17 protein-coding genes are annotated in these 21558 nt (G+C 70.5%); all 17 read left to right on the top strand.

Annotation, left to right across the window (positions count from 1 at the left end; all coding sequences use genetic code 11):
* Positions 1 to 10 precede the first annotated feature (10 nt).
* The 17 genes from OXU32_01600 (at position 11) to OXU32_01520 (ending at position 21555) form a co-directional block, all read left to right on the top strand.
* Complete coding sequence (locus tag OXU32_01600) at positions 11 to 1744, top strand: hypothetical protein (GenBank protein MDE0072665.1); 1734 nt, start codon at positions 11 to 13, stop codon at positions 1742 to 1744.
* A gap of 231 nt (positions 1745 to 1975) precedes the next feature.
* Positions 1976 to 2407, top strand: coding sequence for a division/cell wall cluster transcriptional repressor MraZ (locus tag OXU32_01595; protein ID MDE0072664.1), 432 nt, complete (start codon positions 1976 to 1978; stop codon positions 2405 to 2407).
* A 7-nt stretch (positions 2408 to 2414) separates the two neighbouring features.
* Positions 2415 to 3374 carry a 16S rRNA (cytosine(1402)-N(4))-methyltransferase RsmH gene (gene rsmH / locus OXU32_01590; GenBank protein MDE0072663.1) on the top strand — a complete coding sequence of 320 codons (960 nt, stop codon included), beginning with the start codon at positions 2415 to 2417 and terminating at the stop codon, positions 3372 to 3374.
* Positions 3371 to 3655: a hypothetical protein gene (locus OXU32_01585; GenBank protein MDE0072662.1), complete on the top strand. Its 285-nt coding sequence runs from the start codon at positions 3371 to 3373 to the stop codon at positions 3653 to 3655. Before rsmH ends, OXU32_01585 begins: the two co-directional genes overlap by 4 nt.
* The gene (locus tag OXU32_01580) at positions 3652 to 5619 is read left to right on the top strand and encodes a penicillin-binding transpeptidase domain-containing protein (GenBank protein ID MDE0072661.1); all 1968 of its coding nucleotides are present in this window, start codon (positions 3652 to 3654) and stop codon (positions 5617 to 5619) included. Before OXU32_01585 ends, OXU32_01580 begins: the two co-directional genes overlap by 4 nt.
* Positions 5603 to 7093, top strand: a complete 1491-nt coding sequence (locus OXU32_01575; protein ID MDE0072660.1) for a UDP-N-acetylmuramoyl-L-alanyl-D-glutamate--2,6-diaminopimelate ligase — start codon at positions 5603 to 5605, stop codon at positions 7091 to 7093. The genes OXU32_01580 and OXU32_01575 overlap by 17 nt, the downstream gene beginning before the upstream one ends.
* Positions 7090 to 8499: a UDP-N-acetylmuramoyl-tripeptide--D-alanyl-D-alanine ligase gene (locus OXU32_01570; protein MDE0072659.1), complete on the top strand. Its 1410-nt coding sequence runs from the start codon at positions 7090 to 7092 to the stop codon at positions 8497 to 8499. Before OXU32_01575 ends, OXU32_01570 begins: the two co-directional genes overlap by 4 nt.
* 3 nt (positions 8500 to 8502) lie before the next feature.
* Positions 8503 to 9609 (top strand): phospho-N-acetylmuramoyl-pentapeptide-transferase, encoded by a 1107-nt coding sequence (gene mraY, locus OXU32_01565; protein MDE0072658.1) that lies wholly within the window; start codon positions 8503 to 8505, stop codon positions 9607 to 9609.
* 58 nt (positions 9610 to 9667) lie between these two features.
* Positions 9668 to 11062 carry a UDP-N-acetylmuramoyl-L-alanine--D-glutamate ligase gene (murD, locus tag OXU32_01560; GenBank protein ID MDE0072657.1) on the top strand — a complete coding sequence of 465 codons (1395 nt, stop codon included), beginning with the start codon at positions 9668 to 9670 and terminating at the stop codon, positions 11060 to 11062.
* On the top strand, positions 11063 to 12253 hold the full coding sequence (locus OXU32_01555) for a putative peptidoglycan glycosyltransferase FtsW (protein MDE0072656.1): 1191 nt from the start codon (positions 11063 to 11065) through the stop codon (positions 12251 to 12253).
* Positions 12250 to 13410 (top strand): UDP-N-acetylglucosamine--N-acetylmuramyl-(pentapeptide) pyrophosphoryl-undecaprenol N-acetylglucosamine transferase, encoded by a 1161-nt coding sequence (locus OXU32_01550; GenBank protein MDE0072655.1) that lies wholly within the window; start codon positions 12250 to 12252, stop codon positions 13408 to 13410. The genes OXU32_01555 and OXU32_01550 overlap by 4 nt, the downstream gene beginning before the upstream one ends.
* Positions 13407 to 14810 carry a UDP-N-acetylmuramate--L-alanine ligase gene (murC, locus tag OXU32_01545; protein MDE0072654.1) on the top strand — a complete coding sequence of 468 codons (1404 nt, stop codon included), beginning with the start codon at positions 13407 to 13409 and terminating at the stop codon, positions 14808 to 14810. The genes OXU32_01550 and murC overlap by 4 nt, the downstream gene beginning before the upstream one ends.
* Complete coding sequence (locus OXU32_01540; GenBank protein MDE0072653.1) at positions 14803 to 15558, top strand: cell division protein FtsQ/DivIB; 756 nt, start codon at positions 14803 to 14805, stop codon at positions 15556 to 15558. The genes murC and OXU32_01540 overlap by 8 nt, the downstream gene beginning before the upstream one ends.
* Positions 15559 to 15560: 2 nt before the next feature.
* A complete protein-coding gene (gene ftsA, locus OXU32_01535) occupies positions 15561 to 16790 on the top strand; it encodes a cell division protein FtsA (protein MDE0072652.1) in 1230 nt (409 codons plus the stop codon).
* 91 nt (positions 16791 to 16881) lie between these two features.
* Positions 16882 to 18144 (top strand): cell division protein FtsZ, encoded by a 1263-nt coding sequence (gene ftsZ / locus OXU32_01530; protein ID MDE0072651.1) that lies wholly within the window; start codon positions 16882 to 16884, stop codon positions 18142 to 18144.
* 83 nt (positions 18145 to 18227) lie between these two features.
* On the top strand, positions 18228 to 19568 hold the full coding sequence (locus tag OXU32_01525) for a M23 family metallopeptidase (GenBank protein MDE0072650.1): 1341 nt from the start codon (positions 18228 to 18230) through the stop codon (positions 19566 to 19568).
* Positions 19569 to 19599: 31 nt separating this feature from the next.
* Positions 19600 to 21555, top strand: coding sequence for a hypothetical protein (locus tag OXU32_01520; protein MDE0072649.1), 1956 nt, complete (start codon positions 19600 to 19602; stop codon positions 21553 to 21555).
* Positions 21556 to 21558: the final 3 nt, after the last annotated feature.

Genomic DNA, 21558 nt, shown 5'->3' with positions numbered 1-21558 from the left:
GTTAGGAGCGATGTTCTTCAGGTTGGCATTCCCCCGGCTGGGAGTCGCGTTGCTTGCGGCGCTCTTGTTCCCGGCGCTCGCGTCGGCGCAACAGGAAGTGCAGGGACGCTTCAGGGTCATGATCCCCGACCTCTTCCCGGGAGAGGACACCGGCCGGGGCTTCGGAGAGGACGTGGCCGAAGAGCTTCGCGATCTCATCAACCAGCTGCCCACCCACGAGCCGGTCGAGCGCAACGAAATCCGCGACGCCATGCGTCAGTTCGACATCGACCGCGACGACCTGAACTGCATCCGCTCGCGCCAGCTCGCGACCCAGATCAACGCCGAGCTGGTCATGTGCGCGAACTACACGGAGGGACGGGACGACTGGACCATCATGGACATCCAGTTCGTGAGCGTGGCATCCGGAGAGAGCTTCACGGTAGACGATTTCACCGTTCCGGATGACGATGGCGACGAACTCGCCGCGCAACACATCTTCGGCGTTTTCGACGGATACGTGGAGCAGTTGCGCTTTGCGGCCATCTGCCAGGAGTACTTCGGCAGCCAGCAGTGGGCCAACGCCCTCCAGAACTGCGACCGGGCGATCGAGGGCAACCCCAGTTCGGAGGGTTCGCGTTACGCCCGCGCCCGGGCGGTGATGGAGCTGGGAGACCGTCGGGAGGGTCTCGACGAAATGCTGCGGGTCCTCGACCTCAACCCCTTCAACGAGAACGCGCTCCAGTTCGCCGGGATGCTCTCCGCCGAATTCGGCTTGAACGAGGAGTCTCTGAGACACTACACCGCCTACCTCGAACTCAACCCGGGAAGCGCCGCCGTGCGCATGCGGGTTGCGTATGATCTCGCGACCGCCGGAAACGCCGAGGGCGCGATGGTCCTGATCGAGGAAGGCGTCGCGATGGACGATACCAACGACGACCTCTGGGAGCAGCTGGGGGGATTCGCCTTCACCGCGGCCGGACAGGCCATGGAGGGTCAGAGCGAGCCGACGCCGGAAGTCGAACGGCTGTACCGGAGGGCCATCGAAGCTTATACGCACGTTTTGGACACCCGTGGTGCGGAGACTGCCCCCGTCCAGTTGACCAACGTCGTCAGGGCCTACCTGCAGCTCGACGATCCGGCCGCCATCGACTTCGCGCAGCGCGCGGTAGAGGTGCATCCCGAGGAAGCCTCGCTCTGGTCGCAGCTGGCCGAAGCCCTGCAGCGCAACGGTCGTACCCAGGAAGCGATTGACGCGATCGAGAGCGCGAAGGGCGTCGATCCCGATTTTCCGAATCTCTCGGCCCGCCAGGGAAGCTGGCTCCTCGAGGCCGATGACGTCGAAGCGGCCATCGGGTTCCTGAAGGAGGCCGTGGAGCGCGGCGAACAGTCCGCCGACATTATGGCTGGCCTGGTGTTCGGCAAGGCGTACAACGACGGCGTTCAGGCGACCAACTGGACCTACGCCATCTCGCTTCTGGAGACGACCAAGAACGAGTTCGAAGTCTCGGAGACCATGAGTTCGCAGCTGGACTTCTGGCACGGGTGGTCGCTCTACAACCACGGCGTTGCGCTCCAGGAGCCGAGCACGATCGACTCCGCGCGCCAGACGCTCCCGATCTTCCAGCAAGCGCTCCGGCTCTTTGAATTAGGCCGGGCGTATGCTGCTACCGTCGATTCGATCAACCTGACCCAGATCCTCACCGCGACGCAGACCTACGTCGACATTCAGGACGCCATCATCCGGCGCGGGGGAGGGGAGTAGCGCCAGGACGCCCCGCTCGTAGCCATGGCGCCGCGGATTCGTCCGCGGCGCCTTTTTTTTGCCCTGAATTCAGGACGGCGCCTCCCCGCGCACAAGAAGGGCCGTTCCTGACGAGCTGCGGGGCACGCTCCGCAACCGCGTTCGCCCCCCGGGGTTGCGCGTTCCCCATTGACCTCCTTAGGTTTCCCCCCAGTCTCCACATTCATCCACTTTAACCCACAATCGACCACCGTGAACGGCTTTCTGGGGCGCTACGAGAAACGTCTCGACGACAAGGGTCGTCTGAGTCTGCCGGTTCCGCTGCGGCGTGCTGCAGGGGACGGATCTCTCGTGCTGCTCCAGTATCAGGCTCCCGCGTTGACCCTGTTCCCCGGCGCAGCGTGGGAGACGATTCAGGACCGCCTCATGGAATACCGGCGCTCGGATCGCGACGCCGACGCGTTCGTGCGCCGCATCACTTCGTTCGCGGTCGAGGTCACGCCCGACAAGCTCGGTCGGTTTCTGATTCCCGGATGGCTGCAGGAGGCGGCTTCCCTGGAAGGCGAGGTGCTCGTGGTGGGCTCACTGGACCGGATCGAGATCTGGAACCCCGGACTCTTCGATGTGCATCTCGAGGACGGCGCGCCCGACGCCTCCGAGTTCGTGCACAAGATCTTCGGATGAGCGGCGCGTGCGGAGGCGAGCGGACGATGATACCGGCGTCCAGGACTATCACATGCCGGTGCTGGTGCGGGAAGTGCTCGCGCTTCTCGAGCCCGAGCGCGGCGGGCTGTTCGTGGACGGCACCGTGGGAGGCGGAGGGCACGCTCGCGCGATCCTGGAGCGGGCTCCCGGGGTCCACCTGGTCGCGGTGGACCGCGATCCGGGAGCGCTCGCAGAGGCCGAACGGACCCTCGCGCCCTTCGGTGACCGGGTACGCTTCCTTCTCTCCGACTTCCGCCACGCCGCGCGCGCCCCTGAACTCGAGGAGGGCGCCGTGAGCGGGGTGCTGCTCGACCTGGGCGTGAGCTCGCGGCAACTGGATCACGACCGGCGGGGGTTCGCGTTCCGCCGCGGGGTGCCGCTGGACATGCGCATGGACGGAAGAGATGCGCGCACGCCGAGCGCTGCCGACGTGCTCAACAGCTACGACGAAGGGAGTCTGGCGCGTGTGTTTCGGGAGCTGGGCGAGCACCGCGGGGCGCACAGGCTGGCGCGCCGGATCGTGCGCCGGCGGAGGACGCGCCCGTTTGCCGTCAGCGACGATCTCGTGGGAGCGCTGCGCGCCGCGATGGGACGGTCGCCGGCGCCTCGCGACAAGGCGCGCGTCTTCCAGGCGCTGCGCCTGGAGGTGAACGACGAGCTGGGGGCGCTGCGGGAAGGCCTCGACACCCTGCGCGACACCCTGGACGCGGGCGGGCGGATGGCGGTGATCTCCTATCACTCGCTCGAGGATCGCGAAGTCAAGAACCGGTTCCGCGAGTGGAGCCGCGACTGCACCTGTCCCCCCGCGCTCCCGGTGTGCGTCTGCGCCGGCCGGGCCGCGGGAGAGACGCTCGCGCGCCGTCCGGTGCGGCCCGCTCCGGCTGAAACGGCGGCGAATCCCCGTGCCCGGAGCGCGCGCCTGCGCGCGTGGAGGAAGACATCGTGAGACGGATGAGTGACTCGAAGCGGGTGGCGATCGCGATAGGAGCCCTGCTGGTCTCGCTCAGCGTGGTCACATGGCGCCAGATGCGAGCCCTGGAGGTACTGGAGGAGCTGCACGATCTGGGTCAGGAGATCGAAGTGGTGTCGGCGGTCCGAAAGGACCTGCTCGGGGAGATCCAGTATCTGGAGAGCCGGGGCCGGGTGGTCCCGGAAGCGCGCGAGCGTCTGGGCATGCACAATCCGGCCGCCGATGAAATCGTCTACCTGTCGGGAGTGAACCCATGAGGCTTCCGCAAAGATCGCAATGGCCCCGGCGGCTGATCCTCATTGGCTGGCTGGTATCGGCCGGCACCGTCGTCGGGCGCGCCGCCATGCTGCAGGTGGAGAACGCCGAGTGGCGCCAGCGGTCGGCCGAACAGCACCAGATGTCACGCCCGGTTCCGTCCATCCGCGGCTCGATCCTGGACCGGGACGGCGTCCTGCTGGCCCAGAGCCGGGAGGTGGTGGAAGTGGGCCTGGCGCCGGGCGAACTGAGGCGCGACGAGAACGGCTTCGCGGCCGAGGCGAGCTCCGCACTCCAGACCGTACTGGGCCTGTCGGCTTCCGAGGCGCGGCGGCGCACGAGTTCCGATGAGGCGTGGGTCGTCATTCCGGGCCGCTATCCAACCACGGTGCGCGCCGGACTGGAGGACATCCGGGGCGTATACCTGGGGCGCGACTACGAGCGCTTTCGGCCGCACGGCGATCTGGTTGCGGGTGTGCTGGGCGGCTTCCTGGACGGAAGCGGCGCGGGGGGCATCGAGGCGTCCTACGACGGGGTCCTTACCGGACGTCCGGGTGAGGAGATGACGCTTCTCGACGCGCGCGGCGTCGAACTCCCGGGCCGCGCGGTGCCGGTCAGGTCGCCCGTGCCGGGCGGAAGCGTTTCGCTCACCATCGACGTGGATCTGCAGGAAATCGCCCGCGAGGAGCTGCAGGAAGCCATCGAAACGACGGGGTCCAGCGGCGGGGACATCCTCCTGACGGATCCGGCTACCGGCGAGATCCTGGCGGTCGTCTCGATCCGGGACGGCGACGCGGCCGGCCTCGCGGCCATCAATACCGCCAACGAGCCCGGGTCGACGCTCAAGCCCTTCACGGTGGCGGCGATTCTGTCCAGCGACGTGGGAACGCTGGAGGATCTCGTCGACATCGGCGACGGCACCTGGCATGTCGCCGGGCGCACGCTGAACGACGTGCACCCCAAGGGCGGCACGATGACGCTGGCCGACGCGCTGCGGGTATCGTCCAACGTGGGCGTCGCCAAAGTGGCCGACCGCCTCTCCGACCGCGAGCAATACGAAATGCTGCGCGACTTCGGATTCGGCATGCCCACAGGCCTGCCGATCCCGGGCGAGACCTCGGGCGTCCTGCGCAAGCCGGAGGACTGGTCCCTGCAGTCACCTGTCTCCCTGGCCATCGGCTACGAAATCTCCGTCAGCCCGCTGCAGCTCGCGATGGCGTATGGCGCGCTGGCCAACGGCGGCCGCCTGATGGCGCCCAGGCTGATCCGCGAAGTGCGGGCCGCCGACGGATCGCTGATCGAGCGTCCCGACCCGCGCCTCATTCGGCGGGTCGTCGAAAGCGGAGTGGCCCGTGACATCAGCCGGGTGCTGGTCGAGGTCACCGAGTCGGGCACCGGAACCCGTGCACGCCTGACTTCCTTCGCGGTGGCGGGCAAGAGCGGCACCAGTCGCGCGTACCGCGCGGACGGCGGCTACGCCGAGGGCGAGTATTTCGCCACCTTCGTCGGCTTCTTCCCGGCCGAGGATCCGCAATTGCTGGCCTATGTGAAGCTGAACGGTCCGGAGGGCGTGTACTACGGCGGAGCGGCGGCCGCCCCGGTCATCCGCGCCACCATGGAGGGCATCCTGGCCGCCCAGCAGCCGCCCGTGGACCGGCGGGTGCTCGCCCACGCGGCGCGCCGCCCCGCTCCGCAGAACCCCGTGATTCGCTTCGCCGGCGCGGAAGCCCCGGGCTCCGAGCCTGCGGTCTGGGCGAGCGGGGAGGGGACCGAGGTGGTGGTGCCGGACGTCCGTGGCCTGTCGGCGCGCTCCGCGGTGCGCCGGCTGCACACTGCCGGGCTGCGCGTGACCTGGGACGCCCCGGGGGCCGTGCTCGGCACCTGGCCGGCCGCGGGCACGTTGCTCGTGCAGGGCGACACCGTTTCGATCGATGTCGGGAGAATCGAACGTGGACAGAGCCCGTAGCGTCTCGCTCGCGCGCGTGGTCGAGCGGCTGGCGGGCGCCGGCGCGCTCGCTCCCGGGGCGGATGTCCCGGGGGAGGCAGGGGTGTGCGGGGTAAGCCACGACTCACGGCAGGTTGAGGAAGGCGACTTGTTCGTCGCGTGGCGGGGAGCGGAACACGACGGGCACGACTTCGTCGGGGAGGCGGTGGGGCGGGGGGCGGTGGCGGCGCTGGTGGAGACGCCCCTGCCCGGCCTGCCGGTGCCGCAGGTGTTGGTGCGCGACGGCCGCCTGGCGGGCGCGCTTGCCGCCGACGAGTTCTTCGGCAATCCATCCCGCGACGTCTTCGTCTACGCGGTCACGGGTACCAACGGCAAGACCACGACCACGCTGCTGGCGCGCCACCTGCTGAGGGCCGGCGGGCCGTCCGCCGCGATCGGCACGCTGGGGCTCGTGGACGCCGACGGGGACGTGCGCCCGCGCACGGCGGGCCTGACTACGCCGGGGCCGGTGCAGCTCTCGGCGTGGATGCGGTCGCTTGCGGACTCGGGCGTTCGCCACGTCGGGCTGGAGGCGTCGTCCCACGCGCTCGACCAGCGCCGCCTCGACGGAGTTCAACTCGACGCCGTCGCGTACACCAACCTCTCCCGCGACCACCTCGACTACCACCACGACATGGATGGCTACCGGGCCGCCAAGGCGCGCGCGGTCGGGCTGCTGGTTCCGGAGGGGACCGTCGTGGTGAACGCGGACGAGCCCGCCTGGGTTCGCCTGGACAGCGGATCGCGGCGCCGTCTCTCCTACGGCGTGGATTCGGATGCCGCACTGACCGCCACCTCTCTCGAACTCGGGCCTGCGGGGACCCGCTTCGAACTGTCGTATGAGGGGAGCGCCGTGCCCGTGTCGATGCCCCTGCTGGGGCGCTTCAACGTGGAGAACGCCCTCGCGGCGGCGGGCATCGCGCTTGCCGCCGGCCGCCGCGTGGACGAGGTCGTGGACGGGCTCGGGAGCGCGCCCGCCGTCCCGGGACGCATGGAACTGGTCGCCAGCCGCCCGTGCCCGGTCGTCATCGACTACGCGCACACCCCGGACGCGCTGGTGTGCCTCCTCGACACCCTGCGGCGCCTCACCGACGGCCGGCTGATCGTGCTCTTCGGAGCGGGGGGCGATCGCGATGCCGCCAAGCGCCCGCTCATGGGCAGAGCGGTGGCGGAGCGGGCCGATGTGGCCATCGTCACCTCGGACAACCCCCGCACCGAGGATCCCGAGGCGATCATCGATGAGGTGGTCGCGGGGATGGCAGGGACCGGGCACGAGCGCGTCTCCGACCGCCGCGCAGCCATCGGGCGGGCGCTCGACTTGGCCGCGCCCGGCGATCTGGTGGTCCTCGCGGGAAAGGGGCACGAGACCCGCCAGGTCATCGGCAGCGAGACGCTGCCCTTCGACGAGCGCAAGATCGTGCTCGCTCACCTCGCCGGCGGAGAGGAGGGCGCATGACCACGTTTCGCTGGACGCACCCGCGCGTGCAGGCGGCGCTTTCCCTGCGGGATGCCCCCGCGTTTGCCGGCACCGGGTTCGCGAGCGTTTCCACCGACACGCGCACCCTGGCCGGGGGTGAACTCTTCGTGGCCATTGCGGGAGAGAACTTCGACGGACACGACTTCGTGTCCGACGCGGTTGCCTCGGGAGCGGCGGGGGTGGTGGTCTCGCGGGCGGTCGCCATCGAGGCCTCCGTGCCGGTGTACCGCGTGCCCGACACCCTGGCCGCGCTCGGACACCTGGCCCGCTATCGCCGCCGCCGCCACGCGGCCCAGGTCGTGGCCATCACCGGATCCTCGGGCAAGACGACGACCAAGGAGTTCCTCCGGGGAGCCCTGCAGCGCAGCTATCGGGTGCACGCCAATCCCGGCAACCTCAACAACCGGATCGGGCTGCCCTTGACGATTCTGGGCGCCCCGGACGCGGCCGAGGTGCTGGTGCTGGAGATGGGCACCAACGAGCCGGGTGAAATCGCGGCCCTGACCGCGGTCGCGGAGCCCGACATCGCGGCGGTCACCACCGTCTCGGACGGGCATCTTGAAAAACTGGGCTCGCTGGAGGGGGTGTTTCAGGAGAAGCTGGCGCTGGTCGCGGGGTTGAACGGACGCGGCGCGGTGGTGGTGGGCGACCAGCCGCCGGCTCTCCCCGAACGGGCTCGCGCGCTTCACCCCAACGTACGGGTCGCCGGCTGGTCCGACGCCGCCGACGCCAACCTGCGCCCCCGGATTCCGCACCCGGATTCCCATGGGCGCTACTTCTTCGACTGGCGCAACCAGCGCGTCCACCTCCAGGTGCCGGGACGGCACGCGGTCTACGACGCCCTCATCGCGCTTGCCATCTCCGACCTCCTGCAGACACCTCACGGGCCGGCGGTGCGCGGGCTCGAGCAGTACAGGCCGCAGGGCATGCGGGGCGAGCAGCTGCATGCGGGAGACCTCACCCTGCTGCTGGATTGTTACAACGCTAACCCGCAGAGCGTCCGCGCCGCCCTCGACCTGCTCGGGCTGATTCCGTCGGCGGGCCGCAGGGTGGCGGTGCTGGGGAGCATGCTCGAGCTGGGCGACCGGAGCGCGGCGCTGCACGACGAACTGCTGGGCGAAGCCCTGTCCCGGGCGGTGGACGTCGTGCTGGCGCTGGGCGAATTCGCCGCGGCCGCCGAACGCCTGCGCAAGACCGGGCGGCAGGGCAGTGAACCGGCGCTGCTCGCCAGCGCGGACGCGGCGGAGGGATACGCGCTGCTCCGCGGATTCCTGGAGGGCAACGAGCTGATCCTGCTCAAGGGATCCCGCGGCGTTGCGCTGGAGCGTCTGGTCCCGCTCATCGAAGCCGACTTCGGGCCGGCGGTCCGGAACGGGGCGAGGTGAACCATGCTGTATCATCTCCTGCCCCGGTTCACCGACGTGCACATCGTCTTCAACCTGTTCACGTACATCACCTTCCGCACCGCCGGGGCGGTGGTGACGGCGCTCGTGCTCAGCTTCCTGCTGGGACCGGGCATGATTCGCTGGCTGACCCGGCTGCGCTTTGGTCAGGTCGTGCGCGAAACCGGTCCGGAGACGCATCTGAAGAAGGCCGGCACACCGACCATGGGCGGGACGCTGATCATCGCCGCCGCGACCGTCTCCACGCTGCTGTGGGCCGAGCTCGACAACGTCGCGATCCTGGTCGTCCTCGCGACCTTCCTCTGGACCGGCGCCATCGGGTTCCTCGACGACTATCTGAAGGTTGTCAAGAAGACGAGCGCGGGGCTGGCGGGCCGCTACAAGATGATCGGGCAATGGGCGCTTGGACTGGCCCTGGGGCTGTTCCTGCTGTTCTACCCGGTGTGGCCCGTCCCGGCGACCTGGACGGGCGTCCCGTTCTTTGCGGAGATGGTGGCCGTCTTCTTCCCGCCGGTCTACGTGCTGTTCGTGGCCACGGTGGTCTCCGGGACCTCGAACGCGGTCAACCTGACGGACGGGCTCGACGGCCTGGCCGCGGGGCTGTGCGGAATCGCGGCCGCGACCTTCGGCATCTTCGCCTACCTCATCGGGCGCGTGGACACTTCCGCCTACCTGGGCGTTCTCTACCTGCCCGGGGTGGGGGAGCTGACGGTGTTCGCCGGCGCTCTGGCCGGAGCGGCGATCGGATTCCTCTGGTTTAACGCGCATCCCGCGCAGGTGATCATGGGAGATACGGGTTCCCTGTCGCTGGGAGGCGCCATCGGCGTCATGGCCATCCTCCTCAAGTCCGAGTTCCTGCTGGTCATCGTAGGAGCGGTATTCGTGGCGGAGACGCTCTCGGTCATCGCCCAGGTGGGGTATTTCAAGTTCACGGCGCGGCGTTACGGCGAGGGGCGGAGGATCTTTCTCATGGCCCCCATTCACCACCACTTCGAGAAGCTCGGATGGCCGGAAAGCAAGGTCGTCACGCGCTTCTGGATCGTCGGCGTGCTCTGCGCGATGGTCGCCCTGAGCACCCTCAAGATTCGATAGATGGCGATGGACTTCAGGCAGATTACGCATACTACGCATTCCGGCACGGCGGAATCTCATGGCGGCACTGAGCGGACAGCGCATCGCGATCGTGGGCCTCGGGGCGAGCGGCCGGGCCGCCGCCCGGCTGGCGCTCCGGCACGGCGGGGAGGTGCGCGTGTCGGACGACGCCCACACGCCCGCGCTGCGCGCGCACGCAGGGGAACTGGAGGCCATGGGCGCACGCGTGCGGCTCGGCGGCCACGATCAGGATCGCATCGCCACAAGCCGCCTGATCGTGGCCAGCCCGGGCATCCCGCCCGGAGCGCCTGTGCTGTCCTCCCTCGCGGCGGCGGGCAAGCGCTGGATCTCCGAGCCCGAGTTCGCGTTTCGCTTCTTCCGCAGCTCGCTGATCGCCGTGACCGGCACCAACGGCAAGACCACCACCTCCGCGCTGGCGGCCCGCATGCTTGAGGCGGCGGGGGTGTCGGTCGGCCTCGGGGGCAACATCGGCGGCGGCCTGGGTCCGCCCGCCTCGGAGCTGGCGCTGCGCGATCCGGCGCCCGAATGGCTGGTGGTAGAGATGAGCTCGTACCAGCTGGGCGCCGTGTCCCGGTTCCGCCCGGACATCGGCGTGGTCACCAACCTGTCGCCCGACCACCTCGACCGCTATCCGAGCCGAACCGCCTACTACGCCGACAAGGCCCGGCTGTTCGCGAACGCGCGCGCCGATAGCCGCTGGGTGCTCGGGAGCGGCGTGCCGGCCGCTCTGCCCCTGGACGACGAGGTCCCGGGTGCGCGCTACCTCTTCGACGCGGACGAAGCCGCCGGGCAGCGGTCGGGCGGCCCGGACGGCGAGCTGGCCGCCTACGCGCGCGATGGCTGGCTGATGTTCGCGTTGGAGGCGGGAGAGGAGCGGGTGATGCCGGTCGCGGATGTGGCCCTGGCCGGCCGGGCGGGGCTCGCCAACACCATGGCGGCCGGGCTGGCGGCCCGCCTGGCGGGCGCCCGGACGGAAGCGATCGCCCGGGCCGCGCGGGACTTCCGTCCGCTGCCCCACCGGCTGGAGCGGGTGGTCGAGCGCGACGGCGTCCTCTGGGTGAACGACTCGAAGGCGACCAACGTGGCCGCGGCCGCAGGCGCGGTCCGGAGCTTCGACCGGCCGATCGTGCTGCTGGCCGGCGGCCAGGACAAGGGAGAGGACCTTGCACCGTTCGCCGACGCCATGCGCGGCCGGGTCCGCCGCGTGATCGTGTACGGTGATGCCCGCTTCCGCCTCGAGGAGGCGCTGGCGGGGGCCGCGTCCCTGGTTCGCGTGGACACCGGCTTCGACGCGGCGGTGCGTGCGGCCGAGCGATGGGCCCGGCCCGGCGATATCCTGCTCCTCTCCCCCGCCTGCGCGAGCTTCGACCAGTTTTCCGACTACGAAGCGCGGGGCCGCCGGTTCGCCGCGCTCGCGCGAGGGGAGGCATGAGTGCCCGCCACGGCCGCCCCCGCCTACTCCGCGTCCGGCGTGCACGACGCCCGGCCGCTCGCGGCCGCGCGTTTCGGCGGCGGGTGGGAAGGCGCGGCCGTCATGACGCTGACGCTGCTCCTGCTCTCGTTCGGGCTGGTGACCCTTTACAGCGCAAGCTCCTTCCTGGCGCAGCGGCAGGGGCTTCCGGACTACCATTTCGTCGTCCGCCAGGCCGTGGGCGCCGGCGTGGGGCTCGTGTTCCTGCTGATCTTCTCACGGATTCCCTACACCAGGTGGCGGTCGCTGGCGTGGCCCATGATGCTGGCGGCGTGGTTGCTGCTGGTCTTCATCATCCTCCCGGGCACCGAGTCCTTCGCCCCGGAGCGGAACGGGGCGCGCCGCTGGCTGCAGGTGGGCCCGGCTGGTTTCCAGCCGTCGGAGGCGGCCAAGCTGGCGATCCTGGTGTGGACAGCGGTCATGGCGGTGAAGAAGCAGGATCGATTCCGGAGCCTCACGCGCGGCCTCGGCCCCTTCCTCCTGATCTGGGCCGCCATGCTGGTGCCCGTCCTTCTGGAGCCGGACTTCTCCACAGCGGCCCTGATCGCGATGCTCGGCTGCATCATCGTGTTCGCGGCGGGCGCGCGCGTCGGGCATTTCGTCTTCCTGGGACTGCTCGCCACGCCGGCAATCGTGTACCAGTTCGCCACGGATTTCCGTTTCAGGCGCCTCATCGTCTTCCTGAACCCGGGATCGCACACCACCGGCGCCGGATACCAGGTGGATCAGTCGCTGATCGCGATCGGCTCCGGGGGGATCGGCGGGGTAGGGTTCGGGGAGGGACAGCAGAAGTTCGGATTCCTTCCCGAGGCGCACAACGACTTCATCTTCGCCCTGATCGGGGAGGAATGGGGACTGATCGGCGTGGCCGTGCTGGTCTGCGCCTACGTCGCCCTGATCGTGATCGGCTTCCGCATCGCCCGCCGCGCGGCCGATCTGCTGGGAGAGCTGCTGGCGGTCGGCTGCACCAGCCTCATCGCCCTGCACGCGTTCCTCCACATGGGCGTCAATCTGAGTCTGCTGCCGGCGACCGGGCTCCCGCTGCCCCTGATCTCGGATGGGCGCTCCAACCTGGTGATCACCCTGGCCGCGATCGGTATCCTGCTGTCCGTGGCCCGGGGCATCCCTCCGGGTCCGAGGCCGGCTCCATGACCAGGCGGGAGCCGGGCGTGGTCGTCTTCTCCGGCGGCGGCACCGGGGGGCATTTCTACCCCGCGCTCGCGCTCGCCCGTGCGCTCGCGGCGATGAGACCCGACATCCGTCCGTTCTTCGTCGGCTCGCGCCGTGGCGTGGAGGCGCGCGTGCTCCCGGACTGTGGCCTCGACTATGCGCTGGTGGACGTGGAGGGACTGGACCGCCGGCACCTCTGGAACAACGCCCTGGTGATGCAGTCGCTCCTCGGGAGCGTCCTCGACGTCTTCGACACCTTCCGGCGGCTGCGGCCCGAGCTGGTGGTGGTCACCGGCGGATACGCGTGCGCACCGTCGGGGCTGGTGGCCGCCTGCATGGGCATTCCCCTGGCGCTTCAGGAGCAGAACAGCCTGCCGGGCGTCACCACACGCCTGCTCAGCCGCCACGCGGCTCAGATCCATCTCGCGTGGCCGGAGGCGAAGCAGGCGATTCCGCGCCGGGCGCGCAACCGGGTGGTGGTGAGCGGGAATCCGGTGCGCCCCCCTGAAGGAATCGGGCGCGGTGAAGCGCGCGGTCGCTTCGGGCTGGGGGCGGACGGGCGGGTCGCCCTCGTGGTGGGAGGCAGCCAGGGGTCGGCGGTGCTGAACCGGCGCATCCTCGAAGCCGTGCTCGACGCGCCGGAGCGCCCGGAGGGCTTTCAGCTTCTCTGGGCCAGCGGCCCGGCGCACTTCTCCGCGATGTCGCGGGAACTCGCGCGGGCCGGATCGCCGGACTGGGTGCGGCTGGTACCGTACATCGACGACATGCCGGGCGCGCTCGCCGCGGCGGACCTGGCGGTGAGCCGGGCGGGGGCGATGGCCACCTCCGAGTTCCTCGTGCACGGGCTGCCGGCGATCCTGCTTCCGCTTCCCACCGCGGCCGAGGATCACCAGACCCGCAACGCCGGGGCGCTCGCAGAAGCGGGCGTGGCGCTGCACCTGCCCGAGCGCGAAACGGACGCGCTCGCCCTCTGGGCGGCCATGACGGACCTCGCGCGCGACGACCGCCGCATGGCGTCGATGGCCCGGGCGGCCCGCGCGCGCGCCCGGCCGGACGCGGCCGCCGACATCGTCACGGCGCTCGCCGGGCTGCTCCCGCGCGGGCCGCGGTCGGTGACCGTTTCGGGGGAGGCCGCGTGAGCGCCCGCAGCCTGCGCGACCGCGCACGCGAGGGCACGGTGCACTTCATGGGCATCGGCGGTGCGGGCATGTGCGCGCTTGCCGAGCTCTTCCACCGCTCCGGCTACCGGGTGACCGGCTGCGACCTGCGGCGCGACCTGAGCGCGCGGTCGCTCGAGGCCCTGGGCATTCCCGTTGCCGCCGGCCACTCCGCCGATCACCTGGATGGCGTCTCCGCGGTCGTGGTCTCTTCCGCCATCAGCCCGTCCAACCCGGAGGTGCGCGCGGCGCGCGAGCGGGGCATCCCGGTGGTCAAGCGGGCGGAGGCGCTCGGGCAGTGGGTCAACCCGGGAACGGTCGTGGCGGTGGCCGGGACGCACGGCAAGACCACCACCACCGCGCTCGCCACCGAGATCCTGGCGGCGGCCGGCCGGGATCCCACAGGGGTCGTCGGGGGAAGGGTCGCGGGGTGGGAGGGCAACCTGCGCTACGGACGCGGCGACCTGTTCGTGGTCGAAGCCGACGAGTACGACCGCTCCTTCCACCACATCACGCCCCGCACGGCCCTGGTCACCAATCTGGAGGCCGATCACCTCGACACCTACGGGAACCTCGCAAGTCTGCGCGAGGCGTTCCGTACCTTCGTGGACGCGGTGCCCGCGGACGGCACGGTATGCGCCTGTGCGGACGATCCGGGAGCGTCGAAACTGCTTGCGGGCCTCGGCGCGCGCACCTGCACCTATGGCTTCCGCGCGGGCGCCCAGCTGCGGGCGACGCGGGTGCGCACCGGTCCCGGCGGAGCCCGGGCGCGCATCTTCGAGGATGGTCGGGATCGGGGCGAGCTGTCGATCCGCCTCCCGGGCGCGCACAACCTGCTCAACGCCCTGGCCGCAGCCGCGGCCGCGCGCCGGATGGACGTCGCCTGGAGCGACATCCGCCGGTCGCTGGCGGGATTCCGCGGGGTGCGCCGCCGCTTCGAGCGGCTCGGCCGCGAGCGCGGGGTGACCGTGGTGGACGACTACGCACACCATCCCACCGAAATCGCGGCGGCGATCGCGGCAGCGCGCGGCAGCTTCCCCGGAGCCCGCCTGGTGGCCGTTTTCCAGCCTCACCTGTTCTCGCGTACGCGCGATTTTGCCGCCCAGCTCGGTGCGGCCCTTGCCGCGGCGGACCGGATCTGGGTCTCGGACATCTACCCCGCGCGCGAAGCGCCCATCCCCGGCATCACCGGCGAACTCGTGTGCGACGCGGTGACCGCGGCGCGGGGAGAGGGTGGGCGCTACCACCCGGACCTGAGCACGCTTCCCGCCGCCTTGGCCGGCACCCTTCGCGCCGGGGACGTATGCCTCACCCTGGGCGCCGGCTCGATCGAGTCGACCGGTCCTGCGCTCCTTCGCCGCCTGGGAGGGCACGATGCGTAAGCTGCTCGCGTTTGCGGTTCCCGTGATGCTCGCGGCCGCCACGCTGGCCGCCCTGGGCGACCGTCGCGACATTCTCGCGCACTTCGCGAGATTCCACGTCTCCGCCGTGGAAGTGCGGGGTGCCCGCTATCTCGACGCCGAGGAGATCCGCCAGTGGATTCCGGTCTACGAGGACGAGCGCGGGGGAGCACGGTCTCTGGAGGGACGCCTGCGCACACACCGGTTGATCGAGGAGGCCACGGTCAGGTCCCTGCCCGGCGACACCGCGGAGATCGTCATCCAGGAGCGCCAGCCGGTGGCCCTGGTGGCGACCCCGGCCCTGAATCCCGTCGATCCCGCCGGTGAGTACCTGCCCATCGATCCCGCCCTGCATCGGCTCGACCTGCCCATCCTTCGTCCCATGGAGCCCCCGAGCGGCTCGCTGACGGTCACCGAGCACCAGCAGATCCAGGCCATGGCCGCGGAGTTGCATCGTCTGGGCGAGCTTCATCCCGACTTCGCGCGCTCCGTATCGGAAATCGCCTGGACCCCGCAGGGCACTCTGACGGCCCGCTTCTCGGAAACCGGGGCGGCGCTCCATTTCCAACCTCCGCTGAGCGTCCGGCGTCTGCGCGAAGGGCTTGCGGCTCTGGCCGACGCCGTCCCGCGGGCCCCGGAACGAACGGTCACCGTGGCCGACCTCCGCTTCAGCGATCAGGTCGTCGTGACGCACGCGTCAACGGGCGAGCCGGGCAACGCGAGGAGATGAAGATGGCTTCTCATCTGGTTGCGGGGCTGGATATCGGCGCGACGCGCACCACCGCCGTCATCGCGGAGATAAGGGGCCAGTATCCGGCCCACTGGATCGAGGTCCTGGGTCTCGGGCAGGTGCACACCAACGGCGTGCACCGGGACGTCGTGCAGGATGTCGAGGAGATGACCGAGCGCGTGGCCAAGGCGGTGCGCGAAGCCGAGCTCATGGCGGGCTGCACCGTTTCCAACGTCTATGTCGGCATCAGCGGCGACCAGGTGCAGACCTTCCCCTCGCACGGCGTCGTCGCCATCTCCTCGAGGGAGGTGTCGGCCGACGACATGGCGCGCCTGCACGTGGTGGCGCGCGCCGTTGCGCTGCCCCATGACCGCGAGCTGCTGCACACGGTCCCGCAGAACTACACGGTCGACAACAACTCCGGGATTCTGCATCCGGTCGGCATGCCGGGCACGCGCCTGGAGTCGGAGGTCTACCTGGTTACCGGAGCCTCCGCGATCGCGAACAACATCCGCAGCGCCGTCTCCCGGGCGGGCTATCGGGTGGAAAAGCTCATCCTGGAGCCCCTGGCCGCCGCCCGCGCCGTGCTGAGGGAGGACGAGAGGGAGATCGGGGTCGCGGTGCTGGATCTGGGCGGAGCCACCAGCCAGATGGCGATTTTCGTCGACGGAAGGCCCTACTACACGGACATGCTGCCGACCGGGGGCGTCGCACTGACCTGGGATCTGGTCCAGCATCTTCACATACAGCACGAAGAGGCGCGCCGGGTGCTGGAGAACCACGGTTGCGCCCTGGCCGAACTCGTGGGGTCCAGGGACATGATCGAAATCCCCGGGCCCACGCCTTCGAGACCTCGTCGCATCGGCCGGGCCACGGTCGCGGACGCCCTCGAGAACCGGCTGACGGCGATCGTCGCCTGGTGTCAGCGGGAGCTGAATGCGCGGGAGCTGATCGCCCCGCTGGGGACGGGAGTCGTCCTCACCGGCGGCGTTGCCGCCCTCGACGGTATCGGCGAGTTGGTGCAGAGGATGCTGGGGACGCCGGTTCGCGTCGGCACCCCTGGCGCAGGCGTAAGCGGGTTGGCCGACTCGATGAACCGCTCTCGGCTCTCCACGGTCGTCGGAGTGGCGCAATACGGAGCCGACCGCTTCGCCAAGACGGGGCAGGGGGCGCTTGCCCACACCCCTGGAATGGTCGGAAGGGTTGGTGCCTGGCTCAAGGAGTTTTTCTGAGCACACAGCGGGACCGGGCGGCGGACGTTTCGTGCCGCGCCCGGCGCAAGCACGGGAATGGGAAGACATCCATCCAGCAAGGAAGGAGACAATGACGATCATCGACTACGACGAGAAGAAGACAGGCCCGACGTTCGTCTTCGACGAAAGCGAGACCCCCAGCGCCTGCATGAAGGTGGTGGGCTGCGGTGGCGCCGGCGGCAACGCGGTCAACCGGATGGTCGATGAGAACCTCCTGGGCGTGGAGCTCATCGCCGCGAACACGGATGCCCAGGCGCTGCGTCAGTCGAGGGCGTCGATCTGCATCCAGATCGGGAAGAAGCTGACGCGCGGCCTCGGCGCGGGGGCCCGTCCCGAAATCGGGCGCCAGGCCATCCACGAGAACGCCGAGGAGGTGACCCGGGCGATTCAGGGGGCCGACCTGGTCTTCATCACCGCCGGCATGGGCGGCGGGACGGGGACCGGAGCCGCTCCCATCATCGGCCGCTTCGCCAAGGAAATGGGTGCGCTCACCATCGGCATCGTCACCCGGCCCTTCTCGTTCGAGGGCAGGAAACGCCTCCGGCAGGCCGAGCAGGGCCTCGAGGAGCTGCGCAAGGCGGTGGATACGGTGATCGTCGTCCCCAACGACCGCATCATGACCGTGGTCGGCAAGGGGACCAGCTTCCAGGACGCCCTGAAGAAGGCCGACGAGATTCTCCTGCACGCCACCCAGGGCATCAGCGACCTCATTCGGGTCGCCGGCGAGGTCAACGTCGACTTCGCCGATGTGCGCACGGTAATGGCCTGCGGCGGCGGAGCCCTCATGGGGTCCGGTTTCGGGGATGGGGAACACAGGGCCGAGGAAGCGGCCCGCAAGGCCATCTCCTCTCCGCTTCTGGGCGACGTGTCCCTCAAGGGCGCCCACGGGGTGCTGATCAACATCACGGGCGGAATGGATCTCGCCATTGACGACGTGACCAGGATCTCTAGTATCATTCAGGAAGAGGCCGGCAACGATGCCGAGATCATCTTCGGCGCGGTCCACGATCCCAAGCTGCAGCAGGGCGTGAGGGTCACGGTGATAGCCACGGGGTTCGGCAACGGATCCGAAAAACCCGGCGCCCTGCGGCCGGAGATGGCGAGCAACGGCGCCCCCTCCGGATTGGACCGGAGACCGTCGCCGATCCCGTCCCCGCGGCTGGCGCGGGCGGCCGCACGGCAGGCGGCGGCAGTCACAGGCAGAAGTTCGGCGAGCATGAACAAGACTCCCAGTACCCCCACGCCGGTGCAGCCCCGGAAGCGCCAGCGCGTCATCGTTCGCGGGCCGGTCGATATCCTTGACCTGCCGACCTTCGTGACGCTGGCCCGGTGACGTTTGTGGGAGGAGCGGATCGGGGCAGGTCCAGGCAGGCGCCGGACGGGCATGGCGACGGGCGTGGTGGAGGCAGCAGCGGGATGCTGCGCGTGGCGGCGGATCGGAGAGTCGCGGTGGCGGCGGCCATCGTGTCGGCGGTCGTGGGGCTGGGGGCGACTGCATGGCTCGCCTCCGGCAGGTCCGTGACCTACGATGCCGGTACCCTGCCCTCCGTCGCGGCCGCGCCCCCGCAAGTGGCGGAGCGAGTCAGTCTGCGGCGCGGCCAGACGCTGGGTTCGCTCTTGCTCGCCGCCTCCCTCTCGACCAATGACCGGGTCGACCTGCTGGAGGCCTTCGGGGAGCCGGCCAATCCTCGCCGGCTCGTTGCGGGCACACCGGTAACCTACTGGAGAGACCGCCGCGACGGTGTGTTGACGGCGGTGGAAGTGGGGCTCAGCCCGGACTCGGTCATGTACCTGGACCGGGCCGCGGAGGGCTGGACCTCGCGCATGATGCGAACTCCGGTCGTGACCGACACGGTCTTCTTCGAGGGAACCATCCGCTCGAGTCTCTGGATGGCCGTGATGGGGAACCCGTCGCTTCAGTTCATGCCCGCCGGCGACCGCGCCAAGCTCCTGGACGGTCTCGACCGGATCTTCCAGTGGGAGGTGGACTTCCACCGGCAGGTTCAGCCGGGCGATTCCTACCGCGTCGTCCTGGAGCGCGCCGTCCGCCCCGACGGATCCATGAGAGGCAACGGACGCATCGTGACCGCGGAGTTCGTCAACCGGGAAACCCCTTTTCGGGCATTCTGGTTCGATGCCTCGGGGGATGGCGAGGGGGCTTACTACGATCCCGAGGGGAGGTCGGTGCAGCGGCAGTTTCTTCTCAAGCCGCTGGAGTACCGCCGGATCTCTTCGCGCGTGCAGAGCGCCCGCTTCCACCCCGTATTGCGAACATGGCGGGCCCACAACGGCGTCGACTACGCCGCCAACGTCGGCGTTCCGGTCATGGCGACCGCCGGCGGGGTGGTCACCCACCGCGGCTGGAGCGGCAGCTACGGCAACCTGGTGGAGATCCGGCACAGCAACGGCTTCGTGACGCGCTACGCGCACCTGAGCGGCTTCGGCGCCGGCGTGGCGGCGGGAGCGCGGGTGAGACAGGGCCAGACGATCGGGTACGTAGGCATGACGGGGCTGGCAACCGGACCGCATCTCCACTACGAGTTGCGCCGGAACGGCCGGGTCGAAGATCCCCTGGACATCCGCACCCCTCCGGGAGATCCCATTCCGGACGCGATGTGGCCCCTGTGGGAGGAGCAGCTTGCCGAGGGCAGCGCGCTTCTCGCCAGCCCGGCGTTCCTGCCAGGCCGGGCCTTGCCGGGCGCTTCCGTAGTCGCGGAAGGAGCCGAGGGCGGGGCAGAGCCCCAGGACGACCAGTGACCCAATCCGGCGCCTGCGCCGGGTCGGAAGAGTGAGCCTGCTTTCCTGGATCGTCCTGCCCCTCCTGCTGGCGGCGGCGTGCGGCTTCTCTCTCTGGGTTTACCATCGCCGGGAACTGCCGGTGACGGGCCGGCGATGGCTGGCCCTTGCAAGAGCGCTGGCGATCTGCCTCGTGGCGCTGCTCATCTGGAATCCCCGTCTGCCTGCCGGCGCGGGTGACGGCGTCGGCCAGGGCGCCCTGGTGCTGCTGGACGGCTCCCTGAGCATGGCGGCCGGTTCTCCCGGCGGGGAGACGGCGTGGGCGGACGCGGTCGAGGAAGCGCGGCGCCTCGCGAGCGGCGGAGGCCGGATCCTGGTCTTCGGGGATGCCGTGGCGGCGGGCGCGGCCGACCAGCTGGACGCGCGCGCGCCCTCGGCCACCTCCTCCCGCCTCCTCCCGGCCCTGCGCGCGGCGGCCGAATCCGGCGCGCGCGCGGTCACGGTGGTGAGCGACGGGCGCCTGACCGATGCCGACTTCGGCAGCCTTCCGGTGGTGCCCGGGCTGCAGGCCCGCCTTGAGGTGGTGGGCGGGACCGTGGCGAATGCGGGGGTGGCCGACTTCGCCCCGCCCGCGCGTGTCGAACGGGGGACACCCTTTGTCGCCGAGGTCACCGTGTTCGGCGAGGCCGCCCCGGGTGCCGCCGCCCGCATCGAGGTGCTGGAGGAGGACCGCCTGGTGGCCTCGATTCCGGTGGAGATCCCCCCGCCCGGCCAAGTCGCGCGCACGCTCGTGGACCTCCCCGCTCCCACGGCCGAGGGGCTGGTGCGCTACGTGGCCACCGTCGTGCTGGAGGACGACGGCTTTGCCGACGACGACCGCCGGGTGCGCCATGTGCGCGTAGCGCCCCCGCAGGCCGGGCTGGTCCTGCTCTCCCTGCTTCCGGACTGGGAGCCCCGTCACCTGCTTCCCGTGCTGGAGGACGTGACCGGGCTGCCCGCCCGCGGTTACCTGCGCGTCGCCGGGTCGCGGTATCTGCCGATCGCCCGCGGCGATGAGAGCGTGGACGAGGTAACCGAGGGCGAGTTGCGCACGATGCTCGCCGGCGCCGACATCGTGGTGCTGCACGGCGTCGGCGCGACCGCTCCGGGCTGGGTGCGCGACGCCTCCCGCAACGCCCGGCGTCTGCTCATGTTCCCGGCCGACCGGGCGGGTGCGTCGCTGGGCGGGGTGGCGGTGGCGGGCGAGGTCGAGGGCGAGTGGTACGTGGCCGCGGACCTCCCCGCCTCGCCGGTGGCCGGGCAGTTCGCCGACCTGGATCTCGGGGCTCTGCCGCCCCTCACCGCCCTCCACCCCGCAACGGCGCACTCGGGAACGGTCGCCCTGCAGGTGCATCTGGGCGGGCGCGGCACCGGAGAGGCCGCCGTCGTCCTGATCGCCGAGCAGGGCAGGCGCGTAGGCGTCGGCCTGGCCGAGGGCTACTGGCGCTGGGCCGCCCGCGAGGCAACGCCGCGCCGCGCCTACCGGTCCCTGTGGGCTGGAGTGGCGAACTGGCTGTTCGCCGGCGAGCGCCTTGCGGCCGCCGGTCCACCCGGTCCCGCCGAGCCGGTGATCGGGCGCGGGAGCCCCGTTCGCTGGCAGGCGCCCGGAATGGCCGGGCAGGAACTCGGCCTTCGTCTCATCCACGCCGGCGAAACGGTCTTCGAGTCCACGGTCGCGGTGGATTCCACAGAGGCCTTCACCACCGCGCCGCTGGACCCGGGCGCCTATGATTTCGTGCTGTCCACGGGGGCCGGCGGCGAGGAGGTGAGCGGCCGTTTCGACGTCGAGCGCTACACCGGCGAACTCCGGTTGCCGCCCGTCGTCGACGCGGTGGGCGGGGACGCGGCCGAAGGAGGCGTCCACGCGGCTGTCGGCCGTCCGCTGCGCACGCACCCCCTGCCCTTCATCCTCGTCCTGACGGTGCTGTGCGGCGAGTGGATCGGCCGCCGCCGCCGGGGCCTCCGGTAGCGT

The organism is Gammaproteobacteria bacterium (genome assembly GCA_028819075.1).
GTDB lineage: Bacteria > Gemmatimonadota > Gemmatimonadetes > Longimicrobiales > Gaopeijiaceae > BD2-11.
Note: the sequence above shows the minus strand (reverse complement) of the source record. Positions and strands in the feature narration are given on the sequence as shown.

Excerpts from the sequence above, each read along its gene's own strand:
- OXU32_01600 (MDE0072665.1), top strand. The coding sequence starts at position 11 with ATGTTCTTCAGGTTGGCATTCCCCCGGCTGGGAGTCGCGTTGCTTGCG.
- OXU32_01580 (MDE0072661.1), top strand. The coding sequence starts at position 3,652 with ATGAGGCTTCCGCAAAGATCGCAATGGCCCCGGCGGCTGATCCTCATT.
- OXU32_01570 (MDE0072659.1), top strand. The coding sequence starts at position 7,090 with ATGACCACGTTTCGCTGGACGCACCCGCGCGTGCAGGCGGCGCTTTCC.
- mraY (MDE0072658.1), top strand. The coding sequence starts at position 8,503 with ATGCTGTATCATCTCCTGCCCCGGTTCACCGACGTGCACATCGTCTTC.
- murD (MDE0072657.1), top strand. The coding sequence starts at position 9,668 with ATGGCGGCACTGAGCGGACAGCGCATCGCGATCGTGGGCCTCGGGGCG.
- OXU32_01550 (MDE0072655.1), top strand. The coding sequence starts at position 12,250 with ATGACCAGGCGGGAGCCGGGCGTGGTCGTCTTCTCCGGCGGCGGCACC.
- OXU32_01540 (MDE0072653.1), top strand. The coding sequence starts at position 14,803 with ATGCGTAAGCTGCTCGCGTTTGCGGTTCCCGTGATGCTCGCGGCCGCC.
- ftsA (MDE0072652.1), top strand. The coding sequence starts at position 15,561 with ATGGCTTCTCATCTGGTTGCGGGGCTGGATATCGGCGCGACGCGCACC.
- ftsZ (MDE0072651.1), top strand. The coding sequence starts at position 16,882 with ATGACGATCATCGACTACGACGAGAAGAAGACAGGCCCGACGTTCGTC.
- OXU32_01525 (MDE0072650.1), top strand. The coding sequence starts at position 18,228 with ATGCTGCGCGTGGCGGCGGATCGGAGAGTCGCGGTGGCGGCGGCCATC.